At 58.6% G+C, this 19,834-nt stretch carries 23 protein-coding genes, 1 tRNA gene and 1 pseudogene; 10 read left to right on the plus strand and 15 right to left on the minus strand.

Annotated elements, in window-relative coordinates; genetic code table 11:
- Nucleotides 1-135: 135 nt before the first annotated feature.
- The gene (locus AB4072_RS08645; RefSeq protein ID WP_441967136.1) at nucleotides 136-663 is read left to right on the plus strand and encodes a flavin reductase family protein; all 528 of its coding nucleotides are present in this window, start codon (nucleotides 136-138) and stop codon (nucleotides 661-663) included.
- On the opposite strand, the gene AB4072_RS08650 is transcribed toward AB4072_RS08645, so the two are convergent.
- Both AB4072_RS08650 and AB4072_RS08655 read right to left on the minus strand, forming a co-directional pair.
- Nucleotides 648-1,520 carry a methionyl-tRNA formyltransferase gene (locus AB4072_RS08650; protein WP_441967138.1) on the minus strand — a complete coding sequence of 291 codons (873 nt, stop codon included), beginning with the start codon at nucleotides 1,518-1,520 and terminating at the stop codon, nucleotides 648-650. The genes AB4072_RS08645 and AB4072_RS08650 overlap by 16 nt on opposite strands.
- A gap of 122 nt (nucleotides 1,521-1,642) precedes the next feature.
- Entirely contained in the window at nucleotides 1,643-3,097 is a 1,455-nt protein-coding gene (locus AB4072_RS08655) for a patatin-like phospholipase family protein (protein WP_441967139.1), read from the minus strand.
- 132 nt (nucleotides 3,098-3,229) lie between these two features.
- Here AB4072_RS08655 and AB4072_RS08660 point away from each other — a divergent pair, with 132 nt between their 5' ends.
- Both AB4072_RS08660 and AB4072_RS08665 read left to right on the plus strand, forming a co-directional pair.
- Nucleotides 3,230-3,499, plus strand: coding sequence for an usg protein (locus tag AB4072_RS08660; protein WP_441967141.1), 270 nt, complete (start codon nucleotides 3,230-3,232; stop codon nucleotides 3,497-3,499).
- 86 nt (nucleotides 3,500-3,585) lie between these two features.
- Nucleotides 3,586-4,185 carry an exopolysaccharide biosynthesis protein gene (locus AB4072_RS08665; protein ID WP_441967143.1) on the plus strand — a complete coding sequence of 200 codons (600 nt, stop codon included), beginning with the start codon at nucleotides 3,586-3,588 and terminating at the stop codon, nucleotides 4,183-4,185.
- A gap of 408 nt (nucleotides 4,186-4,593) precedes the next feature.
- Here the strand turns inward: AB4072_RS08665 and radC are convergent, their stop codons facing one another.
- Together radC and map are read right to left on the minus strand one after the other, a co-directional pair.
- Nucleotides 4,594-5,283, minus strand: coding sequence for a RadC family protein (gene radC / locus AB4072_RS08670; RefSeq protein WP_441967145.1), 690 nt, complete (start codon nucleotides 5,281-5,283; stop codon nucleotides 4,594-4,596).
- A complete protein-coding gene (gene map / locus AB4072_RS08675) occupies nucleotides 5,280-6,104 on the minus strand; it encodes a type I methionyl aminopeptidase (RefSeq protein WP_441967147.1) in 825 nt (274 codons plus the stop codon). The genes radC and map overlap by 4 nt, the downstream gene beginning before the upstream one ends.
- Nucleotides 6,105-6,246: 142 nt before the next feature.
- On the opposite strand from map, the gene AB4072_RS08680 reads away from it, so the two are divergent.
- Complete coding sequence (locus AB4072_RS08680) at nucleotides 6,247-7,071, plus strand: FkbM family methyltransferase (protein ID WP_441967149.1); 825 nt, start codon at nucleotides 6,247-6,249, stop codon at nucleotides 7,069-7,071.
- 34 nt (nucleotides 7,072-7,105) lie between these two features.
- Here AB4072_RS08680 and sfsA read toward each other — a convergent pair whose 3' ends face one another.
- Nucleotides 7,106-7,825 carry a DNA/RNA nuclease SfsA gene (gene sfsA, locus AB4072_RS08685; protein WP_441967151.1) on the minus strand — a complete coding sequence of 240 codons (720 nt, stop codon included), beginning with the start codon at nucleotides 7,823-7,825 and terminating at the stop codon, nucleotides 7,106-7,108.
- 354 nt (nucleotides 7,826-8,179) lie between these two features.
- Here sfsA and AB4072_RS08690 point away from each other — a divergent pair, with 354 nt between their 5' ends.
- From AB4072_RS08690 to AB4072_RS08710, 5 genes are all read left to right on the plus strand, one after another.
- The gene (locus AB4072_RS08690) at nucleotides 8,180-8,926 is read left to right on the plus strand and encodes a competence/damage-inducible protein A (protein ID WP_441967153.1); all 747 of its coding nucleotides are present in this window, start codon (nucleotides 8,180-8,182) and stop codon (nucleotides 8,924-8,926) included.
- A 27-nt stretch (nucleotides 8,927-8,953) separates the two neighbouring features.
- On the plus strand, nucleotides 8,954-9,460 hold the full coding sequence (gene gpt, locus AB4072_RS08695; protein ID WP_441967154.1) for a xanthine phosphoribosyltransferase: 507 nt from the start codon (nucleotides 8,954-8,956) through the stop codon (nucleotides 9,458-9,460).
- Nucleotides 9,461-9,536: 76 nt separating this feature from the next.
- Nucleotides 9,537-11,093 carry an AMP-binding protein gene (locus AB4072_RS08700; RefSeq protein WP_441967156.1) on the plus strand — a complete coding sequence of 519 codons (1,557 nt, stop codon included), beginning with the start codon at nucleotides 9,537-9,539 and terminating at the stop codon, nucleotides 11,091-11,093.
- 87 nt (nucleotides 11,094-11,180) lie between these two features.
- Nucleotides 11,181-11,474, plus strand: coding sequence for a hypothetical protein (locus AB4072_RS08705; RefSeq protein WP_441967158.1), 294 nt, complete (start codon nucleotides 11,181-11,183; stop codon nucleotides 11,472-11,474).
- Between the two features lie 248 nt (nucleotides 11,475-11,722).
- Nucleotides 11,723-13,063, plus strand: a complete 1,341-nt coding sequence (locus tag AB4072_RS08710; RefSeq protein ID WP_441967159.1) for a porin — start codon at nucleotides 11,723-11,725, stop codon at nucleotides 13,061-13,063.
- A gap of 232 nt (nucleotides 13,064-13,295) precedes the next feature.
- On the opposite strand, the gene AB4072_RS08715 is transcribed toward AB4072_RS08710, so the two are convergent.
- From AB4072_RS08715 to AB4072_RS08750, 8 genes and pseudogenes are all read right to left on the minus strand, one after another.
- Nucleotides 13,296-13,655: a COG4315 family predicted lipoprotein gene (locus AB4072_RS08715; RefSeq protein ID WP_441967161.1), complete on the minus strand. Its 360-nt coding sequence runs from the start codon at nucleotides 13,653-13,655 to the stop codon at nucleotides 13,296-13,298.
- A 148-nt stretch (nucleotides 13,656-13,803) separates the two neighbouring features.
- Nucleotides 13,804-13,958, minus strand: a pseudogene (locus AB4072_RS08720) (IS5/IS1182 family transposase); the annotation flags it as partial.
- Between the two features lie 128 nt (nucleotides 13,959-14,086).
- Nucleotides 14,087-14,533, minus strand: a complete 447-nt coding sequence (locus AB4072_RS08725) for a GNAT family N-acetyltransferase (RefSeq protein ID WP_441967163.1) — start codon at nucleotides 14,531-14,533, stop codon at nucleotides 14,087-14,089.
- A gap of 124 nt (nucleotides 14,534-14,657) precedes the next feature.
- Nucleotides 14,658-14,739: transfer RNA gene (locus tag AB4072_RS08730), tRNA-OTHER, on the minus strand.
- A gap of 112 nt (nucleotides 14,740-14,851) precedes the next feature.
- Nucleotides 14,852-15,949 carry a site-specific integrase gene (locus AB4072_RS08735; RefSeq protein ID WP_441967165.1) on the minus strand — a complete coding sequence of 366 codons (1,098 nt, stop codon included), beginning with the start codon at nucleotides 15,947-15,949 and terminating at the stop codon, nucleotides 14,852-14,854.
- A 100-nt stretch (nucleotides 15,950-16,049) separates the two neighbouring features.
- The gene (locus AB4072_RS08740) at nucleotides 16,050-16,532 is read right to left on the minus strand and encodes a hypothetical protein (RefSeq protein WP_441967167.1); all 483 of its coding nucleotides are present in this window, start codon (nucleotides 16,530-16,532) and stop codon (nucleotides 16,050-16,052) included.
- Between the two features lie 204 nt (nucleotides 16,533-16,736).
- On the minus strand, nucleotides 16,737-16,991 hold the full coding sequence (locus AB4072_RS08745; RefSeq protein ID WP_441967168.1) for a hypothetical protein: 255 nt from the start codon (nucleotides 16,989-16,991) through the stop codon (nucleotides 16,737-16,739).
- A gap of 49 nt (nucleotides 16,992-17,040) precedes the next feature.
- Complete coding sequence (locus AB4072_RS08750) at nucleotides 17,041-17,271, minus strand: helix-turn-helix domain-containing protein (protein ID WP_441967169.1); 231 nt, start codon at nucleotides 17,269-17,271, stop codon at nucleotides 17,041-17,043.
- A 96-nt stretch (nucleotides 17,272-17,367) separates the two neighbouring features.
- On the opposite strand from AB4072_RS08750, the gene AB4072_RS08755 reads away from it, so the two are divergent.
- Entirely contained in the window at nucleotides 17,368-18,141 is a 774-nt protein-coding gene (locus AB4072_RS08755; RefSeq protein ID WP_441967171.1) for a hypothetical protein, read from the plus strand.
- On the opposite strand, the gene AB4072_RS08760 is transcribed toward AB4072_RS08755, so the two are convergent.
- Nucleotides 18,138-19,067: a DUF6492 family protein gene (locus AB4072_RS08760; RefSeq protein WP_441967173.1), complete on the minus strand. Its 930-nt coding sequence runs from the start codon at nucleotides 19,065-19,067 to the stop codon at nucleotides 18,138-18,140. The genes AB4072_RS08755 and AB4072_RS08760 overlap by 4 nt on opposite strands.
- 105 nt (nucleotides 19,068-19,172) lie before the next feature.
- Nucleotides 19,173-19,793 carry a hypothetical protein gene (locus AB4072_RS08765; RefSeq protein ID WP_441967175.1) on the minus strand — a complete coding sequence of 207 codons (621 nt, stop codon included), beginning with the start codon at nucleotides 19,791-19,793 and terminating at the stop codon, nucleotides 19,173-19,175.
- Between the last annotated feature and the right edge of the window lie 41 nt (nucleotides 19,794-19,834).

The following is a 19,834-nucleotide window of genomic DNA, read 5'->3' on the forward strand; positions in this document are numbered from 1 at the left end:
AAGGAGGGGGGAGGAGAGCTAACAATATTATTTCATAACAAATTTTGCCTGCCTTTCCAAACCCTCTTCGGCAGACCATATGCCCGGCATGGTCTTGCGCTCGCTCCAAAAGGGTGGGAGAGGCTTTCTTAGGTCATGATGTTGAAAGTGCCGCCGCCCTCCCTCGATTCCGCTCTTGATACCGAACTCGATCCTGCGCTTTTTCGGGAAGGCATGAGTCGGGTCGCGGGGGCCGTTCACGTGGTGACGACGGATGGTCCGGCGGGACCGGCGGGCTTTACGGCGACCGCGGTCACTCCGGTCACCGATACACCGCCATCGCTTCTGGTCTGCGTCAATTCGTCTGGGCGTTCCATCAAGACCCTGCTCCAGAACGGCGTGTTTTGCGTCAGCACACTGGGAGCCGATGACGAGCTGGTTGCCGAAACCTTCGCGGGTCGTCGGGATCTCAACGGGCCGGATCGCTTCACCGTCGGGACCTGGGATCGCTCCAAGGCAGACCAGCCTCGTCTCAAGACCAACCTCGTCGCCTTCGATTGCAAGGTGTCGGATGCGCGACTCGTTGCGACCCATCACGTCATTATCGGTGAGATCATCGCGGTGACGCTGGGTGAACGCCGATCCCCTCTCATTTATCAGGGCCGTTCCTACCACCGCCTTTGACTGGCTGCGCGAAGTTCCTTCCGAACCGGCTTTGCCTCGGTGCTCCATCCCGACAATTGAATGAAGCCGTCACCGACGGCCACCACGATATGATTGCGATGTCTGTGGACGATGGTTCCGGGGCGGTATTCATGCCGCTCAGTCCAACCATTGGCGGCCCAGACATGAAGGTGCCTCGAATCGATCTGGGCTATCACCTCGATGGAGCCAAAGGCGCGAACGGTTCTCAGGATGTGGTCAACGTTGCGCGTCCAATCGAGTGTGCGTTCGCGCTGCGTGGCACGAGGCCAATAGCTCCCTTGGCCCTGGGGGCTGGCTTGCGCCCATAGACCGGGAAGATCGTCGGCCAGTGTGTGAGCTACTCGTTTCGCGGCCATCTGGCATTTCGTGAGGAGCGTATCGTGAGTGTCGCTCCGCGTGAGAGCGAAACGATCCTGGGCGATGATGGGGCCCGTGTCGAAGGACGGCGCGAGGGCATGGGCGGTCACGCCCCATTCCGGGAACTCGTCGAGAACCGCGCGGAAGAGCGGATAGGGGCCTCGGCCCTCGGGTAAAGGCGAAGGGTGAAAATTGACGGCGTAAGGGATGCGGGCTTCCCAGCCTGTGATGAGCCACGGATAGCCCGCGACGATAAGGGCCTCGCAGCCTCTCTCCTGCAATTGCATGAGATCCGAGGGCTGAATCCGGGACATCTGAACCGGCACATTCAGAGAATGTGCCTTTGCAACAGTCACATCGTTGAAATCGTAGACTTCGTCGCAAGGGCGGCTGAAGAGTTTCAACGGTTTCCAACCCCGATCCAGCAGGGTCTGAAAAACGTCTCCGAGAAAATCGATGCCGACGAAGGCGAAGCGCATGTCCTGATTGAGGCTCCTAGAGTTTGATGCCGCATGATCCGGGCGAACAACCGGTTTCCACTTGTTCTGATCATGCTCTAAGGCCGAGCTAAGCGCTCCATGCGCCGCCCATTCAACTGAATTCAGGGCGAGTGTTGGCCGTCAACGAGCGCGACGTTTCGCTCTGATCTGCCAGCCTTGCCGATGAATGAGCGGAACGTCGCGTTGTTCCGCAGCGCGGCCTCACCGCTGCCGATCACCATCTCGAGCGTTGGAGGATCGAGCTTGAACCGTGTCGGCACGTTGTCCAGCCGCTCCTTCATTTCGGGACCTGTGTCCTCGAACGAGACGCGTCCGATGGTGAAGACCACGTCGCCGCAATTCCAGCCTTTGAGGGTGCCGCGCAAGCGCACGACCTCGTCGGTCGAGAGAGAGCAGCGCCAGCGGCGCATATCGTTCTGCCAAGTCTCCATCATGGACTTGAAGTAGTCGTATCCCTTGTAAACGCCGGAATCGATGGCCGCGTCCGTCACGATACCCGCCAGATCGATGCCTGATGGCGAAGCCAGGTTTTTCGGCCAGTCACCGCCCGGGCCACGACCCGCATCGACCACGAGGAACAGCATGCGGTTGACGCGAACGCCCTGTTCGTCCGTCATCGGTACATAGGGTCGGTCGCGGTTGGTGCGCGCGATGGCGAGCGAGTGAATACCGAAATTGTCGGTCAGACCGCCGTCGAGAAGTTTGGCATAGCGAAAACGCTCGGGGTCTTTCCGGAACCGCGTAAGAGCGGCGGCGCTGGCGCGCAGGGTCGCGGGCGCGGTCGAATCCGAGAGGCTGCGCTGCATCCATTTCGGAATGTGGCCGCCGCAGGATGCGCCGTAATTCTCCACGTTGATGGGAACGAATACGCCGGGTACTGCCGCTGACGCCGCGACCGCCTCGGACAGGCGAACCTTGCTCAGGTCGCTGCACAGAGCGCTGAAGGTGATCGGGTCGAAGACGAAGGGAACGCGGTTGTAGATGTCGGACGCGGTGATCCAGACCAGGGGGCGACCACGCGCGAAAAGATCGGCATAGGTCGCACCGGAGAAAAGATTGTCGTCGAGCCAGCGTGGGAATTTCGAGCGATCGTTGACGCCGCCCTCGCCGACGATCTTCAGCACATTGGTGATGGAAACGTCGGTGTCGAAGCCTTGCTCGGCATTGCTTTCGAGGAACCGGCTACGGAAATCCGGCAGGCCGTCGCGGCCCGTAAGCCCAAAATAAGCCGCCGTGACTGACCCGCCCGAGACGCCCGAAATCAGGCCGATCATGTCGGTGATGCGGCTCTGCCTGCCGCCGTTCGGAAGCTGGTAACGGTCGAGCTCTTTCAGAACGCCGTAGGAAAAGGCGGAAGCCCGCATGCCGCCGCCCGAAAAGGCGACCCCGACAAAGGTCGTTCCGAACTGATCGGGACCGAGCGGCCAATTGTCCTGGTCGGACACCTTATCGAGGGGGCCGTTGATCGGATCGTTGAGCACAGAGCCCGAGCAGGCGGCGACCGTCAGAGCGAAAGCGCAGGCAAAAGCCCATCGTTTGATCACGCTCCGACCCATGTTCAGCCCGCTCCTACAGTCGAGCTTGGAATACGATGAAGCCGCCGAAGTCTCAAGAGAGGCCGGAACTCCAACGCAAGCGCGACGATTGAATCATGGACGGTGTTCGTCGAGCCCGTTTGGAGAGAAAGCATGGTGTCACAAGACTTTATGCGTCAACTAGAAGGCTATGGATTGACCACGGCCAAGATCCTGTATCGCATGCCCGACCATCCCCGGTTGCTGCAGACCTATATCTGGCAGGATTATGATCTTGCCCCGCGCTTTCCTGTGCTCCGCCGCTTCCTGGGTTTCTGGAAACGGGAACTTGAAGGGCCGCTCCATTCCGTGACGGTGGCGCATTCCAGGTTGGTCGGCCCGACGGAAATCAGGACCATCGAGGAGGAACTGACATTCCATTGAAGGCCGCAGACAGAACTTGAACTTGGCCAGCGCCCTCATCTCGGATAGAGAAGGCACTCCTAGCGTCAGCAAATCCCCAAGGCTCCTTGTTCCTTAACGCGCGCACCTCCGAGATTCTGGCCGAGCTTGCCGCTCAGCCGACTGAGCGCGTGAGCGTCTCGGATATCATGTCGGTGTTGCGGGATCGGGCCTTCGCGCTTCTCGTCGTCCTGCTCGGGTTGCCCAATTGCCTTCCCATGCCGCCGCCGATCCCGCTCATTTGCGGCTTGTTGCTAGCGCTGGTGGCGCTTCAAATTATTTTCGGACGATCCACGCCGTGGCTCCCTCAAAGCCTGCTCAACCGCTCCATCGCTCGGACAGATGTGGAGCGCGCGGTTGCGCGGGCCCTGCCGATTTTCAGGAAGCTGGAGCGCTTTTGCCGCCCGCGGATGACTTTCCTCGAAGAAACTCCGCTGGCGATGCGCCTGATGGGTCTGATCCTGTTCGTGATGGCGCTCGGCCTTCTCTTCGCACCGCCCTTCATCGGCCAAATCCCGCTGGGCCTCGCCGTGTGCCTGATCGGCCTCGGACTCGTGGAGCGTGACGGCTTCGTGGTTATTGGCGGATTGGTGATCGGCCTGTTCGGCCTGACGCTCAGCCTGGGCTTCGTCTACGCGATCCTGTCGGGGCTGGAGAGCGTGTTTTAGAGCCGAAAGGCGTTGGACGACGCGATCGCAAAGGCCCGCGCGGGATTGGCTCAATATCTGACTTCTAATGCCAGGCGCCGCTCGCGCCTCTCTAGACCGTCGCACAAGCATAGCGTTACGCTTGTTACCGCGGGCAAAGGGAACAGTGCCAAACTCCGTTCGGCCGGCATCCGGAGAAGCGACAGCGCGGCGTTTCGGTCAAACCCGCAGCCCGATACGCCATCGAAAGCGGTACAGGCGGGACCGAACCTGACTTCATCGAGAAATGACGACGCACGCTTGGCCGGCAGATCGGCCGCCATCGCCATGCCGATCATCGCAAGTGATGCAAATAGGCCCGAAATAGTTCGCCGCTTTGAATGCATCCGTGAAACATAGTTCGGGGCCGTACATGAGGCAACGGCCCTCTCAAATCAGCCGCAATCCCTTCAAACTCGCATGCCCCTCGCGCCCGACGATGATGTGGTCGTGGACGGCAATTCCGAGGGGCTTCGCCACATCGATGATTTCGCGCGTCATCTTGATGTCGGCGGGGGAGGGTGTCGGGTCGCCTGATGGATGATTGTGGACCAAAATCAGGGCCGATGCCGAGAGTTCGAGCGCGCGCTTGACCACCTCGCGCGGATAGACCGGCGTATGGTCCACGGTGCCGGATTGCTGCACCTCGTCGGCGATGAGCGCGTTGCGCTTGTCGAGGAAGAGCAGGCGGAACTGCTCCTTGTCCATGAAGGCCATGGCCGTGCGGCAATAATCGAGCACGGATGTCCAGGAGGACAGGACCGGACGCTTGGAAACCTCGCCTTTGGCGAGGCGCCGGGCGGCGGCTTCGATGACCTTGAGATCGGTCACGATGCTTTCGCCGATGCCGTCGACTTCGAGAAGGCGGGCAGGGGGAGCGGCCAGCACTTCGGCGAAGGTGCCGAAGCGCTTGAGGAGATCCTTCGCAATCGGCTTCACATCCCGGCGGGGAATGGAGCGGAAGAGGACGAGTTCCAGTAGTTCGTAATCGGGCAGCGCGTCGCCTCCCGCTTCCAAGAAGCGAGCGCGCAAGCGGTCCCGATGGCCATGATAATGCGGCGTTTCGTCCTGATCGCTCATGCGGATTGCGTATAGGGAGGCTGGTCGTAACCCTTGGGGGACAGGGTGAAGATCTCGACGCCGGTTTCCGTCACGCCCACCGTGTGCTCGAACTGGGCCGAAAGCGACCGGTCTCGGGTGACGGCGGTCCAGCCGTCGGACAGAACCTTCACCTGCGGTCGACCCAGATTGATCATGGGCTCCACCGTGAAGAACATGCCGGCCTTCAGCTCCACGTTGTAGGAGGGCTCGACGTAGTGAAGGATCGTCGGCGCGTCGTGGAAGACGCGGCCGAGGCCGTGACCGCAGAAATCACGCACCACGGAGCAGCGTTCGGCCTCCGCATACGTCTGGATGGCCGCGCCGATATCGTTCGTCGTCGCGCCCGGCTTGATGACGGCGATGCCGCGCATCAGGCATTCATAGGTGATTTCGCACAGACGCTGCGCTCGCCGAGGCACCTCGCCCACATAGTACATCCGGCTCGAATCCCCATGCCAGCCGTCGAGGATCAGCGTCACGTCGATATTGACGATGTCGCCGTCGCGGAGCGGCTTGTCGTTGGGGATGCCGTGGCAGACCACATGATTGATCGAGGTGCAGATGGTCTTGTTGTAGCCCCGGTAATAGAGGCAGGCCGGATAGGCCCCGTTATCCATCGCAAACTCGAAGATGAGCTTGTCGAGAGCGTCCGTCGAGACGCCTGGCCGAACGTGGTCCACGAGCAGATCGAGCCCCTCCGCCGCCAGTCGGCCGGCCCTCCGCATGCCTTCAAAAGCCTCGGGGCCGTGAAGGGGGATTTGGGGTGAGCGAGAGCGCCCGGCGGTTTCGAGTTCAGTCATGGGGGATCCTGTTCGCCCCAGAATGTAAGCATTGTCGCGCCTCGCGCAAGCAATAGCGACCCTGGCTCGCTTGCGATTATGGCGCGGGAATGCCAAGAGCACTGGCAATCCGCAGATTTCATGCTTTTGGTTTTTTGTGAAAATGTCCGATTCCCGCCCCTATGGGGCCTATTCTCCGTCCGGTCTGGTCAAATGGCTGCTGGAGAGCACGCGTGCTCTGCCGAACGATTGGCCGACTCGGCGTCTCGCGTTCCTCCTTCGGAATGTCGCGATCCGGCTTTTGAAGGGCGAGCCTCTCGACGTGGAATCGCTCGGGGCCAAGATGAGAATCTACCCCTACAACAACGTCTGCGAGAAGCGGATTTTGTTCACGCCGCAGTTCTTCGATCCGAAGGAGCTGGCTATCCTCGAATCGCGGATCAAGGACGGATTCACGTTCGTCGATATCGGAGCGAACGTTGGCGGTTACACCCTCTTCGTGGCGGCGCGGGCCGGGAACAAGGCCAAGATCGTGGCCATCGAACCGCAGCCCGACATCTTCGATCGCCTGAGCTACAACATCAGCCAGAATCCGTTCGGCACAGTGAAGGCGATCGCCTGCGCCATCGCTGACAAGGCCGGGGAGCTGACGCTGTTTCTCGACCCGAGCAATCAGGGCGAATCCAGCGTGAAGATCGTCGGCCCGAACCAGTCGAAAGCGATCCGCGTCCCGGCCATCACGCTTCTCGACCTGATCCACCAGGAGGGCTTTTCGCATGTGGATGCGGTCAAGCTCGACGTGGAAGGGGCCGAAGACCTGATCCTCGACCCGTTCCTGCGCGACGCACCGGAGTCGCTGCTGCCGTCGCTCCTCGTCATGGAGAACGGGCGTGGACAATGGCAGATCGATCTGCAGAAACGCCTGGAGCCGCGCGGCTACAAGCTCATCCTGAAAACCCGGATGAATCTCGTGTTCGAGCGAGCATGATCCGGAAAAGTGGGAACCGGTTTTCCGACTCGCTCTAACGTAGCGTGATGATCTCGACCGGGTGGTCGATCGTAATTTCATCCGGCGAGATCCGGCAGACATAGGCATAGGACTCGACACCGGCAGCAAGCGCATGGCGAAACGCTTTGTCGTAGGCGGGGTCGATATCGCGTGCGACATCGAAGCGATCGGCGTTCATCTGGATGACATAGATGAGGGCGGCTCTCGCTCCCGCCGCGACCATGTCCGTCAGTTCGTAAAGATGCTTGGCGCTTCTTGCCGCGATGCAATCGGGAAATTCTGCGAAGCCCGGCTGCCGCATGAGATGGCAGTTCTTCACCTCCAGATAGCAGGGCGGTTCACCGTCTTTCTCCAGCAGGAAATCGATGCGGCTGTTGCGCCCGTATTTCACTTCCGGGCGAATGCGGTCGTAGCGGGCAAAAGGGGCGAGCCGCTTTTCCTGCAAGGCTTCCGCGACCAGGACATTGGGGCGTGACGTATTGATGCCGATCAGCTGATCCGGCCCGCCGCCGGCTGCGACCTCGACCAGCTCCCAATTGTATTGCAGCTTGCGCGCCGGGTTGCTGGCCCGCGACAGGAGAACGCGGCAGCCCGGCTCCTTCAATCCAAGCATCGCACCCGGATTGGCGCAATGGGCGGTGATCCACTCGCCGGAAGCAAGCTCGATATCGGCCAGAAAGCGCTTGTAGCGCTGAACCAGCCGGCCTTCGATCAGGGGTTCGGAAAAGCGCATGGGGTGCGGACCGGAAATGATGAAGACGCCTCGTAGCAGGGGAGAAGCCTCGTCTTCAACCGAAGGCTTGGTTTGGCCGTAACTCAGTTTGATGAGGATAAGGCGCAGGCTTCCCTTCCCCTTGCGGGGAGGGATGAAGGGTGGGGGTGGTCTGACTGGATGAAACTTTCATATGTCTGGCGCTGTAGCAGCCTTCCTGCTTGCAGGATCACAGGCAACGCTCTGACTTTTCAACCCCCACCTCCACTCCTCCCCGCAAGGGAGAGGGGGAGAGCGCAGACCAAACTTGAGTCATTATCCTTGCTTGAGGAAGTTTCGTTCAGGCGCTAAACGCCTTGAAAAGGATCGTTGCGCATGACCGATTCAGTCACGGCCGCTCTTCTCGTCATCGGAGACGAGATTCTCTCCGGGCGGACAAAGGACAAGAATATCGGCTACATCGCCGACTACCTGACCGCGATCGGGATTGATCTTTGCGAGGTGCGGGTCGTGGCGGACGTGGAGGGCGATATCGCCGCCGCCGTGAACGCTTTGCGTCAGCGCTACACGTACCTCTTTACCACGGGTGGCATCGGCCCGACCCATGACGACATCACGGCCGACAGCGTGGCCAGGGCCTTCGGCGTGCCGATCGATCACGATCCGCGCGCGGTGGCGCTCCTGAAAGAGCGTTATCAGGATCACGAACTGACCGAGGCCCGCCTGCGTATGGCGCGCATTCCTGAAGGCGCGGATTTGATCTTGAACCCGATCTCGAAAGCCCCGGGGTTTCGGATCGGCAATGTCATCGTCATGGCGGGCGTTCCTTCCATCATGCAGGCCATGCTCGATCTCGTTGCGCCGACCCTGAGAACCGGAGCGCGCATGGTGGTCGAGACCATCGAGGCCGGTTCGCTGGGGGAGGGAGCCTATGGAGACGGGCTCGCGCTGGTCGCCAAGGAGCACGCGGACGTCTCCATCGGCTCCTACCCGTCTTTTACTTCGACAGGCTTCAACAACCAGATCGTCGTGCGCGGTAAGGATCCCGCTGCTGTTGCAAGAGCATCGGAGGCCGTGCGCGCTCTGGTGGTGAGCCTCAAATCCGACCGCGTTCCTCTCTAATCGTCCTTCCATCTCACGAGAAAAGCGATGTCTCCTTCCTCTCCGAAAGCCTTCCCCGTCTCCTGGGATCAGTTCCATCGTGATGCCCGCGCGCTGGCCTGGCGCCTGGCTTCGGCCGGTCCGTTCGAGGCCATTGTCTGCATCACACGCGGAGGCTTGGTGCCGGCGGCCATCGTGGCGCGCGAACTCGATATCCGGTTGATCGAGAGCGTCTGCATCGCGAGCTATCACGACTACAAGAACCAGGGTGAGTTGCGCGTCCTCAAAGACATCGCGCCGTCCATCAAGGCCATCGGCGATGGCTCGGGCCGGGGCGTTCTCGTGATCGACGATCTCACCGACACGGGCAAGACCGCGAAGATGGTGCGGGACATGTTGCCGAACGCGCATTTTGCGACGGTATATGCAAAGCCTGTCGGCCGACCCATGGTTGAGACCTTCGTCACCGAAGTCAGCCAGGACACCTGGATCTATTTCCCGTGGGATATGGGCCTCAGCTACCAGGCGCCGATTACCGAAGGCGCGGCTGGGTAGAGCATGATCAGAACAAGTGGAAACCGGTTGTTCGCCCGGATCATGCGGTAAAAAGGAATCTTCGAAGGATCGTCAGATGGCCGCATTCGATCTCGCCCGCACACGCACGACCCTTTTCAGCGCTCTCGTCACGGCCCGGGATCGTTTCGGCCGCAGCAAAATCGCGCTTGAAGATCTGGAACGTCAGCCGATCAGCTTCGGCCGTTTGGTGCTGGGCGCGCTGGTGCTTGGCCGCAAGCTGGCGGGGCTGACGCAGCCGCGCGAGACAGTTGCTGTCCTTCTGCCCAACGTGCAGGGCATCGCTGTCGTGCTGTTCGGATTGAACGCGTTCGGCCGCGTGCCCGCTTTCCTCAATTTCACGGCCGGGCTCAAGAACCTGACGGCGGCCTGCGAGATTGCGAATATCCGCGCCATCGTCACGTCCCGCCGGTTCGTGGAGCAGGGCAAACTCGATGACGTGCTCGCCTCGCTGAGCGAGGGGCGCACGATCCTGTGGCTTGAAGATGTACGAAAAGAGATCACGAGCTTCGACAAGGTGCTCGGCCTCATCGGCAGTGTCTTCGCACGCACAGTTCATAAAAAGGCAGGCGTGGGGCCGGACGATGCGGGCGTTGTGCTCTTCACCTCCGGTTCGGAGGGCAAGCCGAAGGCGGTGGTGCTGTCGAACGCCAATCTCGTGGCCAACGCCTTTCAGGTGAAGGCGCATGCGGGCGACGTGCTGCAGCCGGACGATGTCTTTTTCAACCCACTCCCCATCTTTCACTCGTTCGGCCTGACAGCCGGTCTGCTGACTCCTGTTCTCAACGGCATGAAGACGGTTCTCTATCCGAGCCCGCTTCATTATCGACAGATCCCGAAGCTGATCGGGGGAACACAAGCGACAATCGTTCTTGCCACCGATACCTTCCTCCAGGGCTATGCCCGCGCTGCCGAGGGAAGCGATCTCGCGAGCGTGCGTTACGTCATCGCCGGGGCCGAGCGCGTAAAGGACGAGACGCGCCGTCTGTGGGACCGTTATGGCACTACGATCCTCGAAGGCTACGGCGCAACGGAATGTTCGCCGGTCATCGCCGTCAGCCTGCCGGATAGGAGCAGAGCGGGCAGCGTTGGGCCGGTTCTACCGGGCATCGAGTGGCGTCTCGATCCGGTCGAGGGCATTCATGAGGGCGGACGTCTCGTAGTGCGCGGTCCCAACATCATGAAGGGATATCTCGATCCCAACGGCACAGGCGCCGTCGAGCCGCCGCCGGAAGGGTGGTATGACACCGGCGACATCGTCACCGTCGATGACGGCCTCGTGACCGTGCGCGGCCGCGCCAAACGCTTCGCAAAGATCGGCGGAGAAATGATCTCGCTCGCCGCCGTCGAGAGTTTGGTACAGGCCTTGTGGCCCGACTTTAATCACGTGGTCGTTGCTTTGCCCGACCCGCGAAAGGGCGAACAGATCGTTCTGATCACGGACAAGCCGGACGCGGACCGCGACGCGTTGTTGGCCCACGCCCGCGCGCAGGGCTATCCGGAGTTGTGGGTCCCGAAAGCCATTCTCGTTTCCGGCGTCCCTGTGCTCGGGTCCGGCAAAACGGATTATGCCGCTGCGGTGGAGATGGCGCGGCGTCTCCAGCCCATGCTGTGAGACTGGTTACGGTCGTGCGTATCGTTGAAGGCTTTCCGGCCTGACCAATATGAGTTGGCAGGCAGGACTTTGCCAAGGGGAATGGACATGAGAGAGCTCGCAGCCGCCCTGGCCTTCTTCGCTTTCACATCTGGTGTTGCCGCCCAATCCCGACCGATGACGCCGAGCATGACCTGCCCTCAGGCGAGACAAATGGTGATGGCCCGCGGGGCGATCGTCCTTGGAACCGGGCAGTTCACCTACGATCGCTATGTCCGGGATCGCGATTTTTGCGAGATCGACGAGTATCTGGACCCGGCATACGTTCCGACGCGAGACACGCCTCAATGCTTCGTGGGCTATACCTGCCGGAGCGGTCCGCCGGATTTCTTCGTGAATTAACGCTGATTCTCTTGCAACAACGCGCTGCGTCCCCCTTCCCTGGGAGAGGCATTGTTGATTTTCTGCCACAGTCTTTATCGGAATTGCGGATTCAACCCAGAATGGTCTCTTTTTGGGCACAGTGCCCCGGGAAAAGGCAAAATTTGGCCTTGCGATGAATTGCCGACCGGCCGCGCTTGAGTATTGTTACGGTTGCATGACGGGCACCACTCACGGTTCCGTTGAGGTTTTTAATAGTGGAGACTTCCATGAAGCTCGCTAAGAGTCTTCTCCTCGGATCGGCTGTCGGCTTCGCCGCAGTTGCTGGGGCTCAAGCTGCCGACCTGCCTGCCAAGAAGGCAGCGCCGGTGGAATACGTTCGGGTCTGCTCTACGCATGGCGCAGGCTTTTTCTACATCCCGGGAACGGAGACCTGCTTGAAGGTCAGCGGTCGCGTTCGCGCCGACTATCTGTTCGGCGAGCCCCTGACCCGTGCTGACGATGCGTTCGGTTTCCGTACGCGCGGTCGTATCCAGCTCGACGCCCGTACGGCGACGGCTTACGGCTTGCTCCGCTCGGTGGTCCGCTTCGAAATCACCCGTTCGTCGGGCACTCCGTTCGGCAACACCGGTGTAATCGGCACTTCGCCCGACGTTAACGAGGCGTTCATCCAGTTCGGTGGCCTGACCGCCGGTCGCGTGACGACCTTCTTCGACAACGGCGATCTGCCGACCGAGCACATGGGCACCCTCCGCTTCTCGGATTCGCCCGACGTCGACCTGTTGGCCTACACCTTCTCGTTCGGCAACGGCTTCTCGGCCACCTTGTCGCTCGAAGACAATCTCGAGCGTCGCGATAACGGGTTTGTGTTCTCTCCCACGCTCGGCGCTGCGCCTCTCTTCTTCGCCGGAACACGCGCTCCGGACATCGTCGGCAACGTCAAGTACTCCGGCACCTGGGGTTCCGCTCAGATCTCGGCCGCCGCTCACCAGATGCGCAGCCTCGTCCTGACCAATCCTGTCGTGGGTGGCACGGTGCTGCCGGTGTTCGGACCGGGCGTTCTCGGTACCATTCCTGACAACGAGTGGGGCTTCGCCGTTCAGGCCAACGTCGGCATCAACCTGCCGTCGCTCGCTCCGGGCGATGCTCTGTGGCTCAACGCTGCCTACGCTGACGGCGCTCTCGGCTACATCACGGGTGGCTCGCAGAACGACATCACCGACGGTTCGCTCTCGCAGTTCCTGGTCGACGGCTATATCAATCCGATTACGGGTAACATCGTCCGTGGCCGTGGCTGGTCGATCGCCGGTGGCTTCCGCCACTTCTGGACCCCGCAGATCCGCTCCGCGATCTTCGGTTCGTATGCTCGCTTCGAGTACGGCGCCAGCGCTTCGAGCGTGACGTCCGATGGGTTCCGCGTGGGCCTCAACGACTTCAACGAATACCGCATCGGTGCCAACAGCTTCTGGACGCCGGTTGAAGGTCTCGATTTCGGTCTCGAAGTCATCTACGCCCGCCTCGACCCCCGTGGCCGCGTGCTGGTCAACAACCAGTCGTTCGGTTCGGACAGCTCTTGGGAAGGCCGTCTCCGCGTTCAGCGCGACTTCTAATCGGTCTCCGATTTGGACAGAAAACCCCGGTGGCGACACCGGGGTTTTTCTTTTGCGCGGATTGTCGATTGAAGCTCTAACGGACACCGAACGGGGCCAGTCACATTCTGCCGCGTTGCTCGCCTTGCAATACACGACCTGAAACCTGGAGCTACCGGCCCATGCCGCACTCCGAGCGCTGCGCCCATGTCCGCGTCGGCGCTTAATGTTTCCGGCTTCTCTTCAGAGCGCCTTAAGGCTGCGCTACATGCCAGACGTTATTGTATCCATCGCCAGTGACGTCACCAGGTTTTGTGTCCTTGATCCAGCCATAGAGCGGCCTGCCTTTGTAGGCCCACTGCCTCGTGCCGTCATCGCGAGGGATGACCATCCAGTTTCCCGTATTCTTGGCATCGGCAGCAGCTGGGAGCGGCGGCCAGGTTTGAGCGCACATTCCGGTGCAACTGGACTTGCCGGGCGTGTCTCGATCGTAGGTGTAAAGGGTCATCCCCCTGCCATCGACAAGCGTCTTTCCCTTGCCGGTTTCCCCGATCCTCGCCTGAGCGAAAGCTGGCTGAGCGCTCAAGGCTGCGCCCGCGATCAGAGCTGCCATTAAACCATATCTGAGCATCTAAACCTCCCACGGTCACGAAGCTGCCTTCAGAAGCGCGAGGACAGGGAGATTGTTCCCAGGGTAATACGGAAAAGGAATAGCAGGCTATGTCGCATGCTGCGCAAGTCTGCCTCCACGTCTTGTTCATCTAGACCGTAGACTCATAAGCTCGGAGCCACAGCCGCATCGAGGCGAGCTGGATCATGGCGAGGAAGTTGGCGGCGAGCTTGTCGTAGCGGGTAGCGACGTGCGGAAGTGCTTCAGATTCGAGAAAAAGCGCTCGATTAGGTCGCGCTCGCGGTAGCGCTTGCTGAAGCAAGGTTTCTGAGCCGAAATTTGGTCTCAGCAAAAGGACCCGTTGCCATTCGAACATCGCGACCACCCGCCTTTTATGAATTCACGACCTAATCGGCGCGCTCGACGGGGCGCTCTCAATCCAGCACCTTCTTCATGAAGAACCGAGGGTAGATCGGCGCGGGGCCCTCGATCTGTCCGAACACTTGAAAGCCAAATCGCTCATAGAACGGGCGCGCTTGGAAGTTGTAGGTCTCCAGCCAGATATGGTGGCAATTCTGGCGTCGAGCTGCTGTTTCGGCTGCATTCATCAGGCGCGAGCCAACGCCTTGGCCGCGCAAACTCGCCGGGACAATCAGCATCTCGATGTGAAAGCCGCCCCACCGCGACTGCGCCCAGAGGCCGCCAATGGGCTCGCCCGTCTTCGGATCCGGAATCAGGATGGCGAAGTCGTGGTTGTCCAGCACGCCGACCGACTCGACGGTGAAGCGGCGAAGAGGCGCCAGCAAGGCCTCGTAAGCGCTTGCTGGCGGTGCGTCCGTTTCGACGAGAACCGGCTCCATCGGCTTCGCGCCTGCTTCCATCGCGTGTTTCTCCAGTTCATCCAAACTAGCACTGTGCAAAGGGAACGAACTATTCCCTGCAGCAGCGCTTCCGGCGTGAAGACACTCTATAGGGGAGCCATCGAGCTTCAAGATGATGGAATGATGGTGCGGACGGCGGGGGTCGAACCCGCACGGGCATAGCCCGAGGGATTTTAAGTCCCTTTCTTAGAACCTGTGGTCTCCGCTAAGTATTTGAATACAATATATTAAAGAATGCCATTTGGTATAAATCACTTACGTTGTGGCAACAGAACGCCACTGCTTTTGTCACATTCCCTTCTTAGGAGATTGATCCCCTTACGCCGGGCGGGAGTCCTTGCGCGCCAAGGCTTTGTCCATTGCCACAACATTCGACACAGGCTCAGCGTCCTGCATGAACTTGCGGACCATCTGATCCGACTCTTTCCCAAACAGATGAACGTAACGCTGACACACAGCCAGGGTCTTATGGCCTGACACCTTCATGATGTAGGAGGCTGATGCGCCACGCTCGGCCATCCGCGAACAGAACTCATGGCGCATCGCATGAGGAACGAAGTCTGAATCGTCCTCCAGGTCGAAATGCTCTCGCATCTTTGCCCACTGCACGTCGAATTTGCGCTTCGTCAGATTCCCAAAAAGCCTGTCCTTCGGACCCAAGCCTTCCTCGATCCGACGCTTCACCATGTCGAGCACGGGCTGTACCAGCGGTACCGGGCGGGATTTCCGGCTTTTGGTAATCGGGCCTGGAAAGAGGGCGACACCAGTCTCAAGATCGATGTCACGAATTTCTATGCGAAGGCTTTCCTCATTCCGGGAGCCCACATGGATGCTCCACAGAATGAAATCTCCGATGTCTTCAAGGCCCATGCGTTCACACCAATTGAGCATTCGTGCCTCCAGCGATTTAGAAATACGGGCAATTCGTCCCTCCGATTCCTTCTCCTTGTCCCACCTCGGACGGCTAGGGATGATCTGGAGGTCCACAGCCACGTTGAGGCACCGCCGGAGAGTGGAGAGCTTCCGGTTGAGGGTGGACCCCATGTTTCCTTTGTCTTCAAGTGCCTTCTTCACCTTATTGATCGTGAACAGGTCGATCTTGGAGAGTTGTTTTGTGGGGCCAATGATCGTCGTGACCTCCTTAGCGTTGGAGTACTGCTTTTCGCCACCACTCTGCTTTTTCCAGTAGTGCTCATAAACGTAATCGGCCATTTCCTGGACAGTGCGGGGCTTTCCATCACTGACGGCCCGGTCACTCTTCTCCGGCTCCAGGCCCTGCTTGATGCGCTCTTCGGAATCGAGCCCCCAACGCTTCGCCTCCAGTTCCGTAGGGAAGTTACGCCGGTCTCGGCGGCTGTTGCCTGGGGTAGGGGTCCAGAAAACCGTAGTCTGATATGACGATCCACGGGGTTTCACGTGCCAGGAGACATTGATTTGGTTTTTCTGTTTATATGATCGGGCCATTCCAACTCCTTCTTCTGTGGCCTTGAAACGAGTTTACAGGGAACTTGTCTGATTATTGCGCCTTCGTGCGGCGCTTTACCGGGCGTGGCTGCTCGTTCCGTAATCGAGCCTCTTTCTCCAGAGTTGCTGCTGCATCTCGCGCAGTTCTCCCAGGGTACTGATCGACCGTGCCAAAGATCGGAGAAAGGAGTTGCGCGACGCGGTGTTTACCCCGTTCAGTGAGAAACCAGAGCATTCTGCGTGGCTCGTTAGGGTCAGGAACGGCATCAATCAGGCCGAGACCTTGTTCGCCGTAGCGATTCTTCATTCCAAGATCGCCGAGGATGCGGTGCATTCCTGGCTGTGAAACGCCGATCTGACGTGCAAGCTCGTCCGCTGTAACGCCAAGCGTTCCGTAATCTGTTGCGATAGTAAGAAAGGTGATCAGGGAACCGAGAGAGACTCTCGGGCCGACCTCGGCATTGAGAGCCAGCAGGCCGGACAACAGGCTTTCTGCCTCCATCGGAGCAAATCGTTCAGTGGGCATTGCGGACAATCTCCTTCGTCTCCAAATATATGCCAATTGGCATAGATAGAGTCAAGCCTGAGAGATTGGTGATGGGGCACTGAAAGTTGATGTGGATGTAAAACAGATATGTAGGTGAGAGCAGAGTACCTACTACTGAAATCGCGACGCTCTCTGAGGAAAGCCTTTTTGAAGCGCCGGTAAAATATAAGTTAGCCGCCGGTCTCTTTCATATCAGGTTGGCAAAGCTCCATATTTGGCCTGCTCAATGGCTTCGACAATGTCATTGGGGAGTTCACCGGCTTTATAGACTTGGCGCTCTCGTAGCGTCAGGCGCTTGTAGTGCTCCAAGTCTCGTGCTGACAGATAGGCTCCAATTGTTTGACCATCACTCGTCACTTGAATGACTTTGCCAGAATTGGCATGCTGCTGATAAGTCTCAAAATTCTTGCAGAACTCTGACGCTGCAACGCTGACGTATTCGGTCACGAAAGAATCCTTGCTATGCGTCAAGTCACAGGGCGTACGGCGCAGTATCTCAAGTTTCTTCAACAAGCTGACTGACTGTCACACCTAGTGCCTTGGAAACATGCCACAGCGTCTTAATCGTCACGTTCCATGAGCCGTTCTCTAGGCGACTGATATACGCCTGATCGAACCACTCGTCTGGTGCGCCATCCTTCAATTTCTTGACAAGCTCTTCCTGCGAGAGCTTGGCAGCGAGGCGGTACTTTCTGACGTTTCGTCCTACAGCGCGCTGGATATCCATGCGCAGGAACGAAGCTCAGGGTCAGAATTGACACCATGTTATATACTACATAGTTTAATCGCAACATTGATTCACATTAGGCTTAGGGCAGGCTTCGTGAGCAGCTTCTGGATCGTCTTTATCGCTCAAGTCAGCATCGTCGGTATCGTGATCGTTCTCTGGCAGAGAAATTCCGGGCTCAGTGAAGTGTTGTCCGGGGGTATCCTGATGCTGTTTGCATTCGGTTTCATCATCCTCAACATGAGCAACCTGACGCAAGCGGAACGCGATCACTGGCTTCTCAAGCCTATCCGGCTCATTGGGATCGGAGATCGCTCCACCACCAAAGCTCCCGCAACCGCTCTGGCTCCTGTACCTGGAGGTGCGCCATCCAAGGCCAATGCTTTTCAAAATGCGTATGGAAGTTCGCAGAGAGAGTTCGAGACTAAGAGAGCCGACTTCGCCCAGCAATACGTAACAGCAGTAAACGAGATCAAAAAATCGGCAGTTTGGAATGCCGCTAATGAGTGGACGATCAACTTCGCCAAGCAACAGAGCCTAACTGCTAACAAGTGGATTGCGCGTGTGGCTAAAATCTCCACCGACCAAGGCGGGGGCAAAGCCGATGTCGAACTCGTCTCCGACTACGCAGGTATGAACATCACGTACAGAGCCGCTGGCAGTTCGAGCCTGAAATCGGGCACGCTGGTCTACAACAAACTGGCGGAACTCAGCCTCGGAGACATCGTTGAGTTCGATGCACTGTTTCGCGAGTCCTCCAAGAAGGGCTTTGACGAAGATTCCTGGACCGAGAGAGGGTCTCTGGAACAACCGGCATTCAGGATCAATCTGACCGATATTCGAAAGCTTGCGGACAAATCGGGTAGTTAACGCTTATCCAGCAGGAAATCCTCGGCTTCAGACCTCTCCTGGATCAGGTTCATATCGCACCAGAAACTTCCAACTGCGCCGATCTGACCCGTTGTAAGTTCGGGAATGGCGCGATGGTGTATGCTTGACAGCTTAAAGCGCGGAAGTGAGCGCAAGTCAGACAACAACCATTCAAGGGAAATGGATGGATCGCGGATATCGCTAGGCCACCACCCATTGGCAATGCTCCAATCCAAATGGAAGTGCTCCTCTAATTGAGAGCATTGTGAAAGACTGTAGCCCACCAACAAGTAGAGTTCCGTAACCCGCTCTGAAGCAGGACGGGTTAGAAACCATTCGTATGCAGAGAGATTCTCTCGGCGCTCAATTTCGTCAAGTGTTGCCGTTACGGCATGTGTTGGAAAAACAAATGGTGTCGTCGCGAAGGGCTGAGGGCGGTAGGAGGCTGGATTTACCTCGAAGTAGCGCAGGCTGTTGGAAAACTCCGCTTCCAGGCCGCGACTAACATCGTGGGACATAATGGGGCGGCTATCCTCACAGACGAAGTCTCTGAACCTGACAGAGCGGATGAAGTGGTTCTTTCCATCAAGAACGACCGTGTAGGGCTCACTGATTTTGTGAAATGCTACCAGTTTCAAGGCTTGTTGTCGTCGCCAGCCATCTAGCCCGACATCAGAGGAGTGGGTTGGAGCCGTTTCCTCGAATGCATGGATTGAAACTAGATGAGCTAGATGGCCGAACTCAGGAAGGACCTGCTCGGAAACGTACCGGATGAATTCCGTGGTACTTCCGCGATCAATTACGAGATGTATCGATCCAACACAGTCTGGATCAACAAACTTGCTGAAGGAGCGTGCCTGGAGCCGGAGCATACCAGCCTCGGCTCCAAAGCAGATCGTCAGGAAAGCAAGCTTCTGATGGGACATGCCCTTATTTATGGGCCGAGAGAGTGCGGTTCCGCCCAGCCAGCACCCACTGATTAGCATGGCCCAATCATTCTAGCGATGACTGGGCCAGGATAGCCAATTCGATTAGAGCTTCACACGCACATCGATCTCAATCAGTTCCGGCTGAACTCCCATGTGCTCCGCGAGCATGGCTTTCACCCGTTCCATGATCCCAGGCTCGTGGCTTGGCTCTGCCAAAGCAGCAGATGATGTAGAAGTTGCGGAGTTAGCCGCTTTGCTGCCGCTTACTTCGACAGTCTCGGACCATAGAGCTTTTTCCTGGAACCCGGAGCCGGTTAGCCGCCATCCGTCTTCATATTCAGGGTTCACCCAGGATGGTATATGCTCTCTGCCTCGCTCGACCTTCGCCTTATGGTTCGCCTCAAACGCGTCCAAGACTGTTGATTTGTCGAACATTGAAATCCGCACCTTCGACGGTTCATCTTGACTCCGGCAGGCATGGATTACGCGGTCAGCATCACTCAGTACAAAATACGAGCCATCTGGGGCGCGTGTGAAGGAGATTCTCCCTCCTGTAGTTGTTTTGATCGCGCAAGCCAGCTTCTCACGGCCTTTCTCGACTATCACTCGGGAATATCTTGGTACCCCTGATCCGGAAGCCGTGTTGGTGACCGTGTATCCCTTCTCCTCTAGCAGCCGCACAACTGCCAGTCGGATATCATCATCTTTAATCCAATCAGCCATTTTTAGCCCTCTCTGGATGGCAGGTTCTTTCCTAGTTTAAA

This window comes from Microvirga sp. 2MCAF38 (genome assembly GCF_052115485.1).
GTDB lineage: Bacteria > Pseudomonadota > Alphaproteobacteria > Rhizobiales > Beijerinckiaceae > Microvirga.

Coding starts and splice junctions, on each gene's coding strand:
- AB4072_RS08645 (WP_441967136.1), top strand. CDS start 136: ATGATGTTGAAAGTGCCGCCGCCCTCCCTCGATTCCGCTCTTGATACC.
- AB4072_RS08650 (WP_441967138.1), bottom strand. CDS start 1,520: ATGCGCTTCGCCTTCGTCGGCATCGATTTTCTCGGAGACGTTTTTCAG.
- AB4072_RS08655 (WP_441967139.1), bottom strand. CDS start 3,097: ATGGGTCGGAGCGTGATCAAACGATGGGCTTTTGCCTGCGCTTTCGCT.
- AB4072_RS08660 (WP_441967141.1), top strand. CDS start 3,230: ATGGTGTCACAAGACTTTATGCGTCAACTAGAAGGCTATGGATTGACC.
- radC (WP_441967145.1), bottom strand. CDS start 5,283: ATGAGCGATCAGGACGAAACGCCGCATTATCATGGCCATCGGGACCGC.
- map (WP_441967147.1), bottom strand. CDS start 6,104: ATGACTGAACTCGAAACCGCCGGGCGCTCTCGCTCACCCCAAATCCCC.
- AB4072_RS08680 (WP_441967149.1), top strand. CDS start 6,247: ATGTCCGATTCCCGCCCCTATGGGGCCTATTCTCCGTCCGGTCTGGTC.
- sfsA (WP_441967151.1), bottom strand. CDS start 7,825: ATGCGCTTTTCCGAACCCCTGATCGAAGGCCGGCTGGTTCAGCGCTAC.
- AB4072_RS08690 (WP_441967153.1), top strand. CDS start 8,180: ATGACCGATTCAGTCACGGCCGCTCTTCTCGTCATCGGAGACGAGATT.
- gpt (WP_441967154.1), top strand. CDS start 8,954: ATGTCTCCTTCCTCTCCGAAAGCCTTCCCCGTCTCCTGGGATCAGTTC.
- AB4072_RS08700 (WP_441967156.1), top strand. CDS start 9,537: ATGGCCGCATTCGATCTCGCCCGCACACGCACGACCCTTTTCAGCGCT.
- AB4072_RS08705 (WP_441967158.1), top strand. CDS start 11,181: ATGAGAGAGCTCGCAGCCGCCCTGGCCTTCTTCGCTTTCACATCTGGT.
- AB4072_RS08710 (WP_441967159.1), top strand. CDS start 11,723: ATGAAGCTCGCTAAGAGTCTTCTCCTCGGATCGGCTGTCGGCTTCGCC.
- AB4072_RS08715 (WP_441967161.1), bottom strand. CDS start 13,655: ATGGCAGCTCTGATCGCGGGCGCAGCCTTGAGCGCTCAGCCAGCTTTC.
- AB4072_RS08725 (WP_441967163.1), bottom strand. CDS start 14,533: ATGGAAGCAGGCGCGAAGCCGATGGAGCCGGTTCTCGTCGAAACGGAC.
- AB4072_RS08750 (WP_441967169.1), bottom strand. CDS start 17,271: ATGGATATCCAGCGCGCTGTAGGACGAAACGTCAGAAAGTACCGCCTC.
- AB4072_RS08760 (WP_441967173.1), bottom strand. CDS start 19,067: ATGTCCCATCAGAAGCTTGCTTTCCTGACGATCTGCTTTGGAGCCGAG.
- AB4072_RS08765 (WP_441967175.1), bottom strand. CDS start 19,793: ATGGCTGATTGGATTAAAGATGATGATATCCGACTGGCAGTTGTGCGG.